General features: G+C 62.1%; 9 protein-coding genes and 1 pseudogene. 4 read left to right on the top strand and 6 right to left on the bottom strand.

Translation table 11 applies throughout. From position 1 onward, the window contains the following. Positions 1 to 571, top strand: a 571-nt coding sequence (locus tag MRY75_RS00335; RefSeq protein ID WP_292305152.1) for an HAD-IA family hydrolase, incomplete at its 5' end; no start/stop codon positions are given. Between the two features lie 411 nt (positions 572 to 982). Beyond that, a complete protein-coding gene (locus MRY75_RS00330) occupies positions 983 to 3,490 on the top strand; it encodes a cation:proton antiporter (protein ID WP_292305151.1) in 2,508 nt (835 codons plus the stop codon). Between the two features lie 127 nt (positions 3,491 to 3,617). Here the strand turns inward: MRY75_RS00330 and MRY75_RS00325 are convergent, their stop codons facing one another. Together MRY75_RS00325 and MRY75_RS00320 are read right to left on the bottom strand one after the other, a co-directional pair. Then, on the bottom strand, positions 3,618 to 4,922 hold the full coding sequence (locus tag MRY75_RS00325) for an MFS transporter (RefSeq protein WP_292305150.1): 1,305 nt from the start codon (positions 4,920 to 4,922) through the stop codon (positions 3,618 to 3,620). A gap of 555 nt (positions 4,923 to 5,477) precedes the next feature. Next, positions 5,478 to 6,059 (bottom strand): TetR/AcrR family transcriptional regulator, encoded by a 582-nt coding sequence (locus tag MRY75_RS00320; RefSeq protein WP_292305149.1) that lies wholly within the window; start codon positions 6,057 to 6,059, stop codon positions 5,478 to 5,480. 263 nt (positions 6,060 to 6,322) lie between these two features. Here MRY75_RS00320 and MRY75_RS00315 point away from each other — a divergent pair, with 263 nt between their 5' ends. Both MRY75_RS00315 and MRY75_RS00310 read left to right on the top strand, forming a co-directional pair. Then, a complete protein-coding gene (locus MRY75_RS00315; protein WP_292305148.1) occupies positions 6,323 to 7,357 on the top strand; it encodes an efflux RND transporter periplasmic adaptor subunit in 1,035 nt (344 codons plus the stop codon). After that, complete coding sequence (locus tag MRY75_RS00310; RefSeq protein ID WP_292305147.1) at positions 7,357 to 10,491, top strand: efflux RND transporter permease subunit; 3,135 nt, start codon at positions 7,357 to 7,359, stop codon at positions 10,489 to 10,491. The genes MRY75_RS00315 and MRY75_RS00310 overlap by 1 nt, the downstream gene beginning before the upstream one ends. A gap of 149 nt (positions 10,492 to 10,640) precedes the next feature. Here the strand turns inward: MRY75_RS00310 and MRY75_RS00305 are convergent. From MRY75_RS00305 to MRY75_RS00290, 4 genes and pseudogenes are all read right to left on the bottom strand, one after another. After that, positions 10,641 to 11,106, bottom strand: a pseudogene (locus tag MRY75_RS00305) (IS6 family transposase); the annotation flags it as partial. A 264-nt stretch (positions 11,107 to 11,370) separates the two neighbouring features. Beyond that, a complete protein-coding gene (locus MRY75_RS00300; protein WP_292305146.1) occupies positions 11,371 to 14,487 on the bottom strand; it encodes an efflux RND transporter permease subunit in 3,117 nt (1,038 codons plus the stop codon). Positions 14,488 to 14,498: 11 nt separating this feature from the next. Beyond that, complete coding sequence (locus MRY75_RS00295; RefSeq protein WP_292305145.1) at positions 14,499 to 15,668, bottom strand: efflux RND transporter periplasmic adaptor subunit; 1,170 nt, start codon at positions 15,666 to 15,668, stop codon at positions 14,499 to 14,501. Between the two features lie 392 nt (positions 15,669 to 16,060). After that, positions 16,061 to 16,768, bottom strand: coding sequence for a sulfite exporter TauE/SafE family protein (locus tag MRY75_RS00290; RefSeq protein ID WP_292305144.1), 708 nt, complete (start codon positions 16,766 to 16,768; stop codon positions 16,061 to 16,063). Between the last annotated feature and the right edge of the window lie 57 nt (positions 16,769 to 16,825).

Here is a 16,825-nt window from a genome sequence, read left to right as displayed (position 1 = left end):
CGCCACCCTGCTGGCCGGTCTCAATGGTCGTCACGGTCTTCATTGGGGGCTGATGGCAACGCGCAGCACGGGGTTGCGCGACCTCGAGGATCTCAGATTGACCTACCTCGAAGAAGAGCCCGATGCTTATGATGACGTTGAGGGCTTCCTGCTGGTCGGCAGCGCCGCCTGGACCGAAGAACGCCAGGCGCTGCTCGAACAGGCGCTCCGGAAACGGCCACGTCCGGTCCTCGTCGGCAATCCCGATATCGTCGCCCCACGCGAAGCCGGCTTCTCCGTCGAACCGGGCCACTTTGCGCACCGGTTGGCCGATCACACCGGGATCACACCCGAGTTTTACGGCAAGCCCTTTCCGGACATCTTCGATCTCGCATTCCTGCGCTTGGATAACGTGGACCGGTCTCGGGTGGTGATGGTTGGGGACAGCCTGCACACCGACATCCTTGGCGCGCGCAATGTGGGCATCGGGTCGGCGCTGATTGCGAGCTACGGTTTTTTTGCAGGCCAGAACGCCGAAAAAGCCGCGGTGATTGCCGGTATCATACCGGATTTCATCCTGGAGCGGCCATAACGGGAGGCTTTCGGCCCTGCCCCCCGTTGGACAGGGATCAGCATGCATTCACCTGCCTCTCACAATTCCTGCCTGTCGATCTGAGACAGCGAGACGTTCGATCCGAGGACGTGTCGCGCGAACTGCCAAAATGGGTTCGATCCCCATCAAAGGGCCAATTCAAGGCACCGTTGCTCATGTTCAATGGGGCGCATGCAAATCACGACGTTCAACGGTTCGAGGGAGCACAGCGGCACCTACCCATCTTCGTCGCTCGTTGACCTGGGACCAAGGCGCCGGGTTGGTCCAATATGCGCAGTAGCGGATCGACATTTACTTCTGCGATCCACAGAGCCACCGGAAACGCGCAGCGCACTCTCGGGTATTTCCACGCCAATTTCACACCGCGAAAATTCCAGCTAAGTCATACGAATGGATATTGTTCTCGTTACAACGATCATAGCGTCCCTGTTTCTCGTCATCGGCGTGGCAGAACCGCTGGCTGCGCGCTTGCGGTTGCCATACAGCGTGATCCTTGCCGTCCTTGGCGTGATGATCGGTGTGGGAGCGCTCTTTCTTCTGCGGACTGACCTGACCGACGCACTCAATCCCGTGGCTGAAGCGATCCTCGGTTTACCGATCCGGTCCAACGTCTTTCTTTACGTCTTCCTGCCCACTCTGCTGTTTCAGGCGACACTGGGGATGAATCTCCGGCGCATGCTTGACGATTGGGTGCCCATCCTCGTGCTTGCAGTTGTGGCGGTCGTCGTCGCGACCCTGAGCGTTGGCTATGCATTGTCGTGGGCAAGTGCATTGCCGCTGGCCGCCTGCCTACTCGTCGGTGCGATTGTCTCGACCACCGACCCGTCTGCGGTGGTGACGATCTTCCGATCAATCTCGGCGCCGCGCCGGCTTGCGCGGATCATCGAAGGCGAGAGCCTTCTGAACGACGCTGCGGCGATTGCACTCTTCGGCTTGTTCATGGGCTTCGTCATGCTCGGAATCCCAGACCCGGACCTGCCCGAGGCCCTCGCGCGCTTTCCCGTCCTGATCGCCGGTGGGGCGTTCACCGGCTGGTTTGTCGCGCGGCTGGCGGTCTGGCTCATGGCGCAGTTCGGGCGCCACGAATTGGCGCAAATCTCCATTTCGGTTGCGCTTCCCTACCTCGCCTACATCGGCGCGGAGCAAAGCATCGGCGCGTCGGGCGTCATCGCCGTGGTCGCGGCCGGCCTGACGTTGAATCTCACCGGACCCGGTCGGCTGCCGCCGCAGGCCTGGGCGAACCTGCGCGAACTGTGGGATGTCTTGGCGCATTGGGCCGGTGCGCTGATCTTCATCCTGGCAGCCCTTTTGATCCCACGCCTGCTCGAGGGGGTGCGCTTCGAGGATTTCGCCCTGATTGGCGTCGTGATCATTGCCGCCATCGCGGCGCGGGCGATCATCCTGTTCGCGCTCCTGCCTGCCATGGCGGCACTGAAGCTGTCGCCGACGGTTGAAAGGCCCTACCGGGTGGCCATTCTGTGGGGTGGTCTGCGCGGGGCTGTGACGCTGTCGCTGGCCCTCGCGGTGACCGAGAGCTTCCGCGTGCCGGACGGCATTCAACGCATCGTCGGGATTCTCGCGACCGGCTTCACGCTTTTTACCTTGATTGTGCAGGGCACCACCCTCAGGTGGGTGATCGGAAAGCTCGGTCTCGACCGCTTGTCTTCAATCGACGAGGCGCTGTCGCGGCAGGTCGTGGCGGTTGCGCTGCAGACCGTACGCGAAGAGGTCGCGCGCACGTCCGAAAACTACGAACTGAGCCGCGAGACCGTGCGGTCCGAGGCCAAACGCTTTGGCGAGCGGCTGGACACGGCGGTAAAGTCGGCCGAGGACAGTGCCGACATACTCGACCGCGACCGGATCACGCTGGGTTTGATTGCGCTGGCCGGCCAGGAGCGCGACACGATCCTTGCGCGTGTGCGGGAACGGACAATCTCGGCACGGATGGCGGAACAGGTGCTTTCCGATGCCGACCGACTCATCGAAGGGGCGCGCAGCCAGGGGCGCAGCGGCTACAACCGCGCAGCGCGCCGCAGCGTGACCTATGGCCGGGAGTTCCGCATCGCCGTGGCGCTGAACAGCCGACTGCGCCTGTCCGGACCGCTGGCGCGCATCACGGCCGATCGCTTTGAACGGCTTCTTTCGCAGCGACTGATCCTGCGGGACCTCGGTACGTTCATCGACGGTCGCATCCGACGCATTCACGGCTTGCGGGTGGCTGACCTTCTGCACGAGCTGCTGGCGCGCCGGATCGAGATGGTCGAGACCGCCCTGGAAGGTCTCCGCCTGCAATATCCGGGCTACGCCGAGGAACTCGAACGCCGGTTCATCCGCCGCACGGCACTCCGGCTCGAAGAACGGGAATACGCCACGATGCGTGAGGATGGGCTGATCGGTGCCGAGGTCTACACGGCCCTGATGCAGGACCTCGATGCCCGCCGGGCCGCCGCCGAGGGGCGCCCGCAACTAGACATCGTTCTGCAGCGCGCCGAGCTCATTCGGCAATTCCCGTTCTTCGCCGAAATCGATGAGGCCGGTCTCAAGCGTCTCGGACGCGCCCTCAAAACCAAGTATGTCAACGCCGGCGAAGTGATCCTGCGCAAAGATAGCCCTGCCAAACGCGTGTTCTTCATAGCATCGGGCGCAGTGGAGCTTGAAATCGCCGGGCAGACATGGCGGCTTGGCCGCGGCGAGATGTTCGGACAGATGGCGATCCTGCTGAAGAGACTCCGCCGGGCCGAGGTCCGCGCCATTACCCCTACAACCCTGCTCGTGCTGGACGAGGTACGCTTCCGACGCTTGCTCGACCGCAGCAATACCTTGCGCGATGCAGTTCTCGAAAGCGCCGAGAAGCGGGGCATAAGACCGGAAGAGTTCGTCCAGGGCGAAAAAGCATGATGGTCGGCAGAGGCCATCCCACCGTCACGTTCGGGTTGCGCCCGACGTGTCAATTGGCCTGTAACCGGTGTTCCTATCGGAGAACTTCCATCTCGACAGCTGTCGACAAAAGGACGGCGCGCGTCCTTCAGCCCGAAGGGTCCCCACGTTCACGACCCGACGCCTCCGACGTTTCTTCAGCTTCCTGATCAATCTCGGGTCCAGACACCTCACCGGCGAGCGCAACTGTTTCCGGTGTTGACGCCCGCGCCAGAGGTTTCGCCCTGAACGCCACCTTGTCTTCTGCGGGAACCGACGGACGCAGCTTCAAGCGCACAACGGCAAACAGGATCAACAGCACATGCGCCGCCCCTGTCACGGCAAACAGGTAGGCGGCTCCAAAGCTGGTCATGACGTATCCGGCAAGAGTTGGACCGAAGATGGAGCCTATGCCGAATACCAGCAGCAGACCCCCACTGACCTGGATGAATGCGCCCGGCTCAGCATGGTCGTTCGCATGGGCCACGATCACCGGATACATGGCGAACACTGTTGCCCCGAAAAGCGCCGAAAGAGCGAGGATGATTGCCGGCTGAGTTGCACCTGAGAACAAAAACAAAGCATCCGCGACAAGGGCGATTGCGGCGATCACAATCAACACCACCCGACGGTCGTATCTGTCGGATGTAATGCCAACCGGGATCTGAGACGCTGCACCGGCAAGGATGGGTACACTGGCAAAGAGTGCGATCTGGTCGATGGAAAAGCCGATGCGGCTGGCATAGACCGCCGCCAGCGTGCCGAAGGACGCATTCGAGACACCAACCATCAGTATGGCAAAGACGGCTATGGGAGAGTTCTTCCAAAGACCGCGCAGGTTCAAGGAGACTTGTGTCAGCGGCTTTGGCGTGGTCGTGGCCGAAATCGCGGTCGGCAGCAACGCCAGACAATAGACCATCGCGGCGAGTACGAAGAAGAAGAACCCTCGGGCGTCCCCGAGCGTGAGAACCATCTGGCCCGCTGTTGTCGCAGTGAGGTTCACCATCGTGTAGATGCCGAAGATGCGACCACGAGAGGCCGCATCCGTTCTCTCGTTGAGCCAGCTTTCCACAATCATGGCTGCACCGGCGAAACAGAAACCGGACAAGGCACGGACAGGCACCCAGACCCAAGGCGTGATCAGAACCAGCGACAGAAGCACCGCGATGGACGCCAAAGCACACATCGCCCCGAACGCGCGGATATGACCAACCCGCGCCACCAATTTGGGTGTCCTCAGACATCCGGCGATAAACCCAAGCGCCCAGCCCGTTCCAAGAAGTCCAAGGGAAGTGGCCGTAAAGCCTTCGGCATCGCCGCGCACTGGAAGGATGAGGCCGTTGACCCCACCCGCAAACACCAGGAACGCGGAGCCAAGCAGAAGCGCGGCAAGCGGGAGTATGCTTTTTACCATCTCAGCCCCGTGGTCTCTTCGCGTCGGGCGTGACGGGTGCCCTGTATGATCAGAAGTCCGTGTATCACGGGGATAAGGTAAACCTGCTGACGGCCAGATTAAAAGACAGCTCCAGCTTTTTCGCCAACTTGGACCAATTAAAAGAAAGGCGGCCTCCAATTTGACCAAAACCCGACTGCCAGTGATTTCAATTGGCAGGGCTGAATTGCGGCGAATGTGCCGATCAGGAGGCGACAGGGATCAACGTATTCCGGGGCGTTTGAGCTGCCGGTATGAACCGCTGGCGAGGCTGTCGTTTCAGCCCATTCACGTGGTTGAGCAAATGAGCGAACAGCGCAAAGCTGCGCGCCCGGTTTTCATAGCTCCGCTCAGCCCCACAATCCTGCAATTTGTTGGAACTGATAAAAGATCTCAATTCAGATTGCACTTTCGAGCGGTGCGATCCCGAATTTAGCCAGAAAGAGCAGAAGCGGTTGGGCAAGCCCCGTCGCCATAGACCCATGGCCTTGCTTCAACATTTTTCCGGAAATGACCGCAGAACATCGAATCCTGCGTTTACTGTCGCCGAGACGTCGGCGTGACCGGCAGATAGGATGATCCGACAAGCCGCAAATACTGATCTTCGGTGACGGTGATCTTGGTCTTGTCGGCCTTGCCATCGAGAACCAGAAAGCAATGGCCGTGCACGGCGCACCAAAGCGCATAGGCCCGCGCATTGACCTCCGGGTCGTCCATCGGACGGTCCATATGCTCGGCCACCACCTTGACGACGATGGCGAATTTGCCCTGCCCTTCCTCGGCAAGGGCGGGCACATCGGCATGATTGCTGCCGGACCCGAACATCACGGCAAAGACACCGGGCTCTGATTTGGCAAAGTCGATATAGGCTCGTCCAAGAGCCACGATCCGCTCAGGGTCTCCGGCCGGATACGCGTCCGCTGCGGCCTGCATCGCGGCACCCATTCGATGCATCGCCTCAAGGATCACCGCGTGCAGGATATCTTCGCGATCCTTGAAGTGCTTGTAGGGCGCGGCGGTACTGACGCCTGCCATCCGACACGCCTCGGCGACCGAGAAGCCGTCTGGGCCTTTTTCTTCGATCAGATACCGCACAGCTTCCAGAAGCTGCGTCCGCAACTCGCCGTGATGATAATTATTTTTCTTTTTGGTCAACTGCTTACCCGCCGGAAGTTAGCGATACTAACATTTTTTCTTGCCTAAGTTAGCGCCACCAACATATGTTAGAGACGCTAACTTCGCAACCCTACAGGAGGCGGTCATGGACGGCAAGGACGCAACAGAACCACGCATGGCGCTGCGGCGCGTCTTGGCCGCACTTGGCCGCGTGACGGTAACACTCGCCGTGATCGGTGCGGCGTCAGGTGCCGGGGTGGCAGGATATGGCATCCTCTCTGCGCGCGGCACAGGGCGAGGCCCCACTCGCTGCCCCCCGAACGACCGTTGCCACCGCCCGACTGAACATGACCGACACGGTCACGCTGACCCGCCGTTTCACCGGTCAGTTCGAGGCTGCACAGGAAACAGCACTCGGCTTCGAAGAGGGCGGTACCATCGCCGAGGTCATGGTGCGCGAGGGCGATGCGGTGTCGCGGGGGGCCGTTGTTGCCCGGCTCGACACCCGCCTTCTGACCGCCGAGCGGACGCGTCTGGTGGCGTCGCGCGCGGCGCTTGCGGCACAGGCGGAACTGGCCAGGCGCACAAACCAACGGCAAGCAACGCTCCTGCGCGAGGGTCATGTCGCCCAGCAACGGGTTGACGAAACCTCTCTTCAACTCGCGCAACTCGAAGCCTCGCTGGCCGAGATCGATGCGGGCATCACCGCCACCGATATCCGCCTGTCCAAGGCCGAAATCCGGGCACCGTTCGCGGGCCGGATCGGTGCCCGTCTGCTTGACACGGGCGCGGTGGCTGGCCCCGGTACGCCCGTCGTCACCCTGCTGGAAGACGCGCCTGCGCGGTTCCGGGTCGCCCTTGATCCCGCCTTGGCAGATCGGCTCGAAACCGGCGCGGCGGTTCAGATTGAAACGCAGGGCGTAATCCTGCCTGCGACACTCGCGCTTCTGTCGCCCGAACTCGACGCTGCGACCCGTGCGCGCTTTGCCTTTTTCGACCTCGCCGAAGGCACCAAGCCCCCCCCTTCCCGCGCCTCGGGCGACATCGTTCTGAACGACACGCGCACCGAGCGCGGTGCGTGGGTTCCGCTCTCGGCCTTGCGGCAGGGCCCGCGCGGCGCATGGATGCTGCTCACCTTAGACGACGATGCAACCGTCACGATCGAGGCCGCAGAAATCCTCCATCTCGATGGGGACCGCGCCTATGTCCGCGGCACGTTCGCAGATGGCACGCGCTACATCCCCAACGGCACGCATCGCGTTGTGCCCGGCGAGGCTGTCACCCTGGCGGAGGCCAAGTGATGCGCAACACCCTTGGCACCCTGACATGGCGCGAACCCCGCATCGTCGCGCTCGCGCTTCTCGTGATCCTTGCCGCCGGGCTTTCCGCTTTGGTCTCCATCGGGCGGCAGGAAGATCCGACGATCACCAATATCTTCGCCACTGTGACCACGGCCTATCCCGGCGCGGACCCCGCGCGTGTGGAATCGCTGGTGACCGTCGAGGTCGAGAAAGCGCTGCAGGAAATCCCCGAGGTCGACACGATCGAGACAACCTCTGCCACCGGCATCTCCATCGTCTCGGTCGAACTGGTCGAAACCATCGCAGACGAGCGCATCGAACAGGTCTGGTCCGAGATCCGCGACGCGCTGTCCGACGTCGCGCTGCCGCGCGGCGCAGTTGAGCCGGAACTTTCAACCGATGGCGGGGGCGCTTTTGGGGCCATCGTCGCGCTGACATCATCGCGGGACGGTGCGCCCCTGACGCTGGTGGGCCGCTATGCCGAGGCGCTGGGTGATACGCTCCGCGCCGTGCCCGGCACCAAGATGGTCGAACTCTACGGCCTGCCCGAAGAAGAGATCACCGTCACGCTCAACGCCGCCCGCGCCTCGGCGCTCGGGCTGTCGGCGGCACAGGTCGCCCGCGCCGTCGAGGCTGCCGACGCAAAACTTCGGGCGGGCGCGGTTACCGGCGAGCAGGACGAGTTGGTGGTCGAGGTTGCTGGCGAAATCGAGAGCCTTGCGCGCCTGTCAGAGATCGTCCTGCGCGACGGCGCAGAGGGTTCCACGCTGCGGCTTGGCGACATCGCGCAGATCACCCGAGGCCCCCGCACGCCCATGGCCGAGGCCGCTTTGCAGGACGGTCGTCCGGCCATCCTCGTTGCGGCCAAGCTTGAGGACGGGCTGCAGGTCGATGCCTGGGCGTCCGACATCCGCGCGGCGCTGGCAGAGTACGAGACCGGGCTGCCCGGCGGCATGGATCAAGAGTTGGTCTTCGACCAGTCCACCTATACCGCCGACCGGCTGGCCGAGGTCGGAACCAACATGGCGCTCGGCGTGGGGCTGGTGGTCGTCGTGCTCTTCGTCACGCTTGGGGTACGCGCCGCACTGATCGTCGCCCTGATCCTGCCACTGGTCAGCCTCGCAAGCCTTGCCACGATGAACGCCATCGGTCTGCCCATCCACCAGATGAGCGTGACCGGCATGATCGTGGCTCTGGGTCTGCTGGTGGACGCGGGCATCGTCATGACGGACGAGATCGGCCGTCGCCTCCGCACAGGGGCAGGTCGGGCACGGGCCGTGGGGGACAGCGTGTCGCGCCTTGCCATGCCGCTTTTTGCCTCCACCGTAACGACCGCACTCAGCTTTCTGCCGATGATCCTGCTGCCGGGGCCTGCGGGCGATTTTGTGGGCTCCATCGCCATGGCCGTCGTCATCATGCTCGGTTGGTCCTTTGTGGTCGCCGTTGCCATCACTCCCGCCATTGCAGGCTGGTTTCTCCCCGACCAGAGCAAAAGCACGCTGTCGAATGGCCTCCCTGCGGGGGTGCTTGGTCGTGTCTTCGCCGCGACGCTGGGCTGGTCGGTGCGCAACCCGGTGCGATCCATCGCGCTGGCGCTTGTACTTCCGGTCCTTGGCTTCGCCAGCCTGCCGCTCCTGACGGCGCAGTTCTTTCCCGGTGTGGAGCGCGACCAGTTCACCATCGAGGTGGACATGGCCCCCGGCACCGCGTTGTCTGCAACTCAAGGCGTTATCGCGCGGCTCGACGCAGCGCTTCGGGCGCAGGACGAGATCGACCGCGTGACCTGGTTGATCGGCCGCTCGGCCCCTGCCTTCTACTACAACATCGTCGGCGACCGCGACGGCGCACCGGGCTATGCCCATGCGCTGATCCGCACCACCTCTGCCAACGCGACGGACTCTCTCCTGCCCGAGTTGCAGCGCAACCTGCCGACGCTCGCCCCCGAAGCGCAGGTCTTGGTGCGCGGCCTTGTGCAGGGCCCGCCGGTCAATGCACCGGTCGAGCTGCGCATCGTCGGGCCCGACATCGCGGTGCTTCGCGAAGAAGGCGTGCGGCTCCGCCAACTCGTAGCGGCGCAGGATGCCGTCACGCTGGCCCGTGCGTCGATCACCGAAGGCGCGCCGAAACTCGTCCTCGACATGGACGAGGCCGAGGCACGGCGATTGGGCCTCAGTCTTGCCGATGTAGCCGGGCAGATGGAGGCGGCGCTTGTGGGTATCACCGGAGGATCCCTGATCGAGGGCACCGAGGAGCTGCCGGTCCGCGTCAGGCTCGGTGACGCGCTGCGCGCAGACCCGTCTGCCATCCGCGACATGGGCCTTCTGCCCTCCGACGCGATCCAGCGCAGCGTGCAAGGGGCGTATCCCGCCTTGCCGCTGTCCGCCGTGGCCGAGGTGCGGCTCGAGCCTGGCCAGGGCACGATCACCCGCCGCAACGGCGAACGCGCCAACACGGTCGAGGCGTTCCTGCTGCAGGGCGTCCTGCCGGAAGAGGCACTCGCCGAGATCCGCGTCGAGTTGGAGGCACGGGGGTTTGCCCTGCCATCCGGCTACCGGCTCGAGATCGGCGGCGACAGCGACGCCCGCAATTCGACCCTGCAGAACCTGCTGGCGCCGCTGGGCCTGATCGTCACGCTCTCAATCGCGGTTGTGGTGATGACCTTCCGATCCTTCCGCCTTGCCGCAGTGGCCCTCGTGGTCAGCGGCCTCTCTGCGGGTCTGTCGATGCTGGCGCTGGCGATCTTCCAGTACCCGTTCGGGATCAATGCGATCATCGGGCTGATCGGCTCCATCGGCGTGTCGATCAACGCAGCACTCATCATCATGACTGCCCTGCAGGAGAACCCCGACGCGGCTGCGGGCAACCCCGAAGCGATGGTCGGCGTGGTCATGGACAGCACGCGGCACATCGTGTCGACGACGATCACGACCGTGGGCGGTTTCCTTCCCCTGATCCTCGCAGGAGGCGGGTTCTGGCCCCCCTTCGCGATGGCCGTTGCAGGCGGGGTGCTGCTGTCGACGGTGGTCAGCTTCTACTTCACACCTGCGGCTTTCCGGTTGGTCTACGCGCGGGAACGGACCCAGACGCAGGTGCACAAACAGACGCCAATTCCGTTCTTGCAAGCTGCGGAATAGCCTTCAACGAAAGGATATTAGTGTGTCCGCCGGAAATTGATGCAAGCGACAATGAGATTGCCAAGTTGATTTCGCTTGCGTGAGAGGTTTGGGTCATCCGGATTTCAGGATATCATTTCAAAAGCATAGCCGTTCCAGAGGTTGAATGCATCAGCGTCTGACGCAAGATCGCGGATCGGCCTGAAATAGCTACGCAGCTTGTCTGTGATCACAACACGCGGTTCGCCCGATCGGGCAATCAGCCTTGTCAGGAAGCGCCTTGCAGCCTTGGCATACCGTTGCGGCTAGACAAGGAAATCCAGTACATCGCCGTGCGCATCCACCGCCCGCCACAGCCAGTATTTCCAGCTACTGATAGAGCTGAACTTCATCCAGATGTCACTTGTTGGCTACACGAGGCCCATCGTGCCTTATGCAATCGGCAAAACAGCGGCCAAAACGGTTCACCCAGTGCCGGACGGTCTCCCGGCTGACCAGCAAGCCCCGCTCGACCAGAAGATCTGAGACATCGGCTGTGCTGAGAGCGAAACGATGGTATGTCCAGACCGCGTAGGCGACGATCTCACGCGGGATACGAAAGTCTTTTTGGCGCGGCACTGTCGAGGGCATCGTCATCCAGGTGATCTCATCAAGCGAGCGCCCTCGAACGACTTGGCAATCCCCGGCGAACACAACCTCGCGCGCCTCTTCATTTGGAAGCGGAGAAAACGCGAAGCCTGCCGTGAAAGCACCTTTTCAAGAAATGTCGAAGACGACGAACATTGATGGCTTGGACAAAAAAAATTCGGCTGTGATTTCGTCTCGTGGTTCGACATGGCGTTGCGGGTAAATCGCCCCCCATCCACGCAGTTGGCGGGCGACCGCATCGTAAAGGACCTGTCACACGGCCGAAGAGGCAACCGCATCCTCCAGCTCTTTCGTCAATTGACGTTCCTGTTCAGCACGGGGTTTCGAGAACCGCGCCAGCAGGAGATAGGCGACGGGGGTCAGGTAGAGGGTCGACAGCGTGGCCAGTCCAAGCCCGCCAACAATGACCCATCCAAGGGCCTCGCGCGCTTCGGCTCCGGCGCCTGTCGAAAGGATCAGGGGAATGCCGCCAAGCACCGTTGACGTCATCGTCATCATCACGGGACGTAACCGGATGGTCGAGGCATCGTGGATAGCCTGGCGAACGTCCTGACCTTCGTCGCGCAGCTGGTTCGCGAATTCGACGATCAGGATCCCGTTCTTGGCCATGATCCCGATCAGCATCACCAGCCCGATCTGGCTGTAAACGTTGAGGCTGAGACCCGTGAACAGCAAGGCGAAGATCGCACAAGCCAATCCGAGCGGAACGGTCGCCATCACCACAACGGCCGACACGAAGCTTTCGAACTGCGCCGCCAAGACCAATAGAACGACGACGATGGCAAAACCGAATGTCAGGAAAAGCCCGGACGTGGTTTCGTCAAGCGTTGCAGCTTCGGCCAGCGGCACGATCCGGTTTTCCTCGGCCAACACCTCGTCCGCAAGCCGATTGACCTCGGCCAATGCATCGCCGAGTGACAGCTCCGGAGTAAGCCCCGCGGATATTTCGACGGACCGGTTCTGGCCTTCTCTTTCAAGTTCAGGTGCAATCGCACGCTCCTCGAGTGTAACAAAACTCGACATAGGCACCATCTGGCCATCGCCGGCTTGCACGAACACGTTCTGCAGATCACCCGGATCGTCCACAGGATCGGAGGTCGAGAGCATCTGGATGTCGTAACTCAGATCGTCGATGAAAACGGAGCCGATGGTCCGTCCGTCCAATACAGCCCGCAGGGCTTCGCCGAGACCGGCAATCTCGATTCCGAGATCCGATGCGCGGGTCCGGTCGATCTCGATGAAGAGTTGTGGCTGCGTTGTTTCGTATTCGAGGCGAACTTGGCCAAATCCCGGATTCTCCTGCATGCGCGCCACCAGGCTCTCCGAAACCTCGGCAAGTTGCTCGTAACTGTTCCCTGTGACGGCAAAGGTCAGCCCCCGACCGGCGCCCCGGATCCCCAGCGAGTTGGGCTGAATTGCAAACGCGCGCACGCCGATGATGCCGCGCAGCTGTCTGTTGATTTCGCCGACGATTTCGTCCTGGCTGCGGTCGCGCGCTTCCCAAGGTGCAAGGGTGAACACCATGAAGCCACGATTGTCAGCCCCGAAGCCGGTGATCGAAAAGCTGTTGGCGATCTCGCCCGATTGACGCAACGGCTCTACGGCGTCCTCGATTTCGCGCATCTTGCGCGTGGTGTAGTCGAGCGAAACACCCTGCTGTGCCGTGACAGACAGCAGCGCGACCGCCCGGTCCTCGCGGGGTGTCAGCTCTTGGCGGATGGACCCGAAGACCATCGCCGCAGTCATGGCGAAAAGACATGCAACCAGCACGACGACAAACGGAAGGGCGAGGGCCCAGTCCAGAGTTTTCGCGTAGAAGGCGGCAAGGCGGTTCCCCAGCCAGATGAACGGTCCCCGCGGATCGGGGTCCGGGTCCTTCGTCAACAGGCGGCTGGCGAGGGTTGGGCAAAGCGTCAGCGCAACGACCGACGAGAGCATGACAGCGATCGCCAGAGTGAAGCCGAACTCGCGAAACAGACCGCCTGCCTGACCGGGCAAGAATGACAGTGGGATGAACACCGCAGCGAGCGTTGCAGTCGTCGTGACAACGGCAAAGAAGACCTGACGGGTGCCCAGAACGGCCGCGGCGCGGGGCCCCATGCCTTCGCCGCGACGCCGCACGATATTTTCAAGAACGACAATGGCATCGTCAACCACCATGCCGGTTGCAAGGACCAGGGCAAGAAGTGTCAGGATGTTGACCGAAAAGCCCACGAGATAGATTGCGGCAAGCGTGCCGATGAGCGCCACCGGCATTGTCAGCGCGGGGATTGCAGTCGCTCGGATATTGCGCAGGAACAGGAAGATGACGACCACAACGATGCCGACGGCAAGACCGAGTGTCTTGATCACCTCGCTGATCGCCCCGTTGATGAAAACCGCATCGTCCGACGTGACAAAGATACTGATGTCTTCGGGCAAGGTGCGATCCAGTTCGGCAACCACAGCTCGCACGGACGCAGAGATTTCGAGCGTGTTGGAGGTTGCCTGCCGGATCACACCGATGCCAAGCCCGGTCTGACCATTGGCGCGCAGGATGGTCTCGTCGCTCGCCGGCCCCAGAGACACAGACGCCACGTCTCCGACCCGAACGTCCTCCGCGATCACGAGGTCTTCGAATTCCTGCGGCGCAGACACTGTGGCGGTGGTGCGCACACTGATGGATTGGCTCGATCCGGACAGGTCACCTGCCGGTGCGTCATAGGCGACATCGGCCAAGGTCCGCCGCAGATCAGCGAGCGTCAACCCGCGGCTTGCGAGTTCCGCCATATCGATATCCACACGAAATATCGGCGCCCGGTCCCCGTAGATTTGAAGGTCGGCGACACCTTCGACCGAGATCAATCGGTCCTCCACCCGCTCTTGAACGATACGCGTCAGCTCTTGCGGTGACCGCCCTGGCGACGTGACCGCGATCCGGATCACCGGTTGCGCATTGGCGTCCGCTTTCACAATGCGTGGTGTGTCCGCCCCTTCTGGCAACTGGTTGGCAATTCGCGCCACGGCGTCGCGCGTATCGGTTGCAGCCACGTCCAGATCGGCCCCTTCGTCGAAATCGAGCGTCACGCGACTGCGGCCAAAACGCGAGTTTGAGGAAATGTTCTTCACGCCAGCGACACGGCCGACAGCCCCTTCAATGCGGCTTGTGACATCCTGGTCGACACTCTCGGGTGAGGCGCCGGAGAATTCGGTCGTGATCGTGATGACGGGCCGGTCGACATTCGGAAGTTCACGAATCTCAACGCCGAAGAGTGCGGCGATCCCGGAAAGAACGATGAGCGCGCTGAGAACGAAGGCAAGGATCGGCCGTCGGACAAAAAGCGCGACACCAGACCCGAGCACCGCCGCTGCTGTTTCCGTTTTGGACATCGGATGCCTCCTCAAAGCCGCGCGCGGTCTGTTCGGGACGCTTCTACAGCGCCTGTACTCTGCACTGAGGAAACAGACACCTCTGCGCCCGGCCTCAAGTTCTGCACGCCTTCAACGACGACCCTGTCACCCACGGCCAGGTCGTTGGTCTCGACCACAACGCTGTCACTGTTGCGCTGACGGATGATGACGGATGCGCGTTCGGCCTTGTCTTCGCGCACAACCCAGACAAAAGACCCCTCGCTCGACCATTGAACCGAGAGCGGATCAACGGACAAGAGCGTTTCTCCCGGAAACGTCATCGTCACGGAAAACGCCATCCCTGCCCGCAATCGGTCATCGCGATTGGGGATGCGACCTTGGACACGCAGCGTTCGGCTTGCGCGATCGACAACGTTGTCGACAGCCGCAATCTCCCCGGTGATCTCGAAGTCTGGAATGCCCAGGGCGCGCACCTCAATCGGTGTACCCGGCGATACCAAACCGATCGCACGTTCCGGGATCCGGAAATCAATCAGGATCTCCGAGCGATCCGTGATCGTCCCGATCACGTCCTGCGGCGACACCCGATCCCCGACAGCAAGGTCGATCACGCCCAGCCACCCGTCGATCGGCGCGCGAATGGTGCGCTGTGCAAGATCATACTCCGCCTGTTCTGCCGCCAATTCCGCCGTGCGGAGTGCAAGCCGCGCTTCACGCAGCCGCACTTCGGTCACGGCACCAGTCCCATCGAGCCGTTCGACGCGCGTTGCATCATCTTCGGCGTTCGCCAGAAGTATCCGTGCACGCTCCAGCGCGATGCTTTCGGCTTCACCGTCCAGTTGCAGAACGACATCACCCGCGTCGACATAGCCATGCGCGGTCTCGATCACGCCAATAACCTGACCGGCAACCTCGGACCTCAGCGTGACGGAGCGAACGGCGCGACCGTCCCCGATCGCCTCGATCCGGTCGCCAATGCGACCTTCTTCGACCTCGGCGACCACGACGCTGATGGGCCCACCCCTGCCAAACGCGCTGCGTTCAGAGCCTTCGTTTGCCGTTGCGGGTTCTATCCCGAGCAGCTCGGTGAGCCCGGCTTTTTCCAACCAGGGCAAGGAAGACGGAACATATGTGATCCAGATGAATAGGGCCGCGCCAAGGGCGATCAACGAAATGACTGTTTGTCGGATGAAATTCATGTCGCGCCCTTCGCCTTTCACTATAAGTTCAATTGCTACAGCAATAGCCACATCCAAAATGCGTCTTTGATCCTGAGGTAGTGCGCCAGTCTCGCTTTGACCTTTTCACACGGCTTCGTGAACTCAAGTGTTATCTTGAGGCATCTGCTGTCATCTGTTTGTGCCGACCCAGCAGCCATTTGGGGCCGCCCTTCTTCGAGAGCCCAACCAGCAGCATGTGCCCTCTCAACGGATCGACGACGACATGCGCCATAGCGGTGTTTCCGGTTTGGTCGCTCGAAGGTTGGCGTAGAGACTCGCGGCACTTCTCCAAAGCGAAACGAGCCGAACCGAACGCGACCTCTGTACGATTTGCCTCGCCGCCGCCGTTTGGTTCGCCGCGCGCAACACCCCTACCTGACGAAGAACACCGCGGTCATTGTTGCTCCAATGAGAGTGATGAAGCCTCGAAGTATGTCGGTCCGCGTGATCCGGCGGCTGATCCGCGCGCCGGCATAGCCGCCGACGGTTGTGCTGAGTGCCAGCAAAAGGGCTTGCTCCCACGCGATCAGATCGGCCCAAACGAAAGCCAAAGCAGAAATCAGCGAAAGCAGCGCCGACAGGATATTCTTGAGCCCGTTCATCCCGTGCAGGTCCACATGGCCCAGCAAGCCGAACGTGGCCAGGAGCATGATTCCAAGCCCACCATTGAAATATCCGCCATAGATCGAAACCGCCAGGATCACGGCACCGGACAGCACCGGCCCGAAGGCTCCACGCCCACGCTGTTGCAGCCCCCGAAGCAACACCGGACCAAAAGCGAAGAGTGCCGTGGCCAGTGCAAGGAGCCACGGCACGATCCCGAGGAAGGCATCACCCGGCGTGGCGATCAGGAGAAGCGCGCCCAGAACACTGCCGAGAGCCGCCAGCGCCAGGATCGCGCGGAAACCCAACGCGCCTTCTTGGCGCATATCGCTTCGATAGCCCCAGGCGCTGCTGAGGTAGCCTGGCAGCGCACTCAGAGTTGCGGTCGCGTTTGCGGCGACCGGTGGCACACCGACATAGATCAAGGCCGGAAGACTTAGCCCGGATAATTCATGAAGCCGCAGGCTTTTAGTCACGAGGCCGGTTTCCCTTGGTTCAGGTTTGTCTCGCGCACTCGATATTTGCGTCCGGGT

The sequence above is a fragment of the Marivita sp. genome (assembly GCF_022763305.1).
GTDB lineage: Bacteria > Pseudomonadota > Alphaproteobacteria > Rhodobacterales > Rhodobacteraceae > Marivita.
This window is presented reverse-complemented; position numbering and strand designations above follow the sequence as displayed.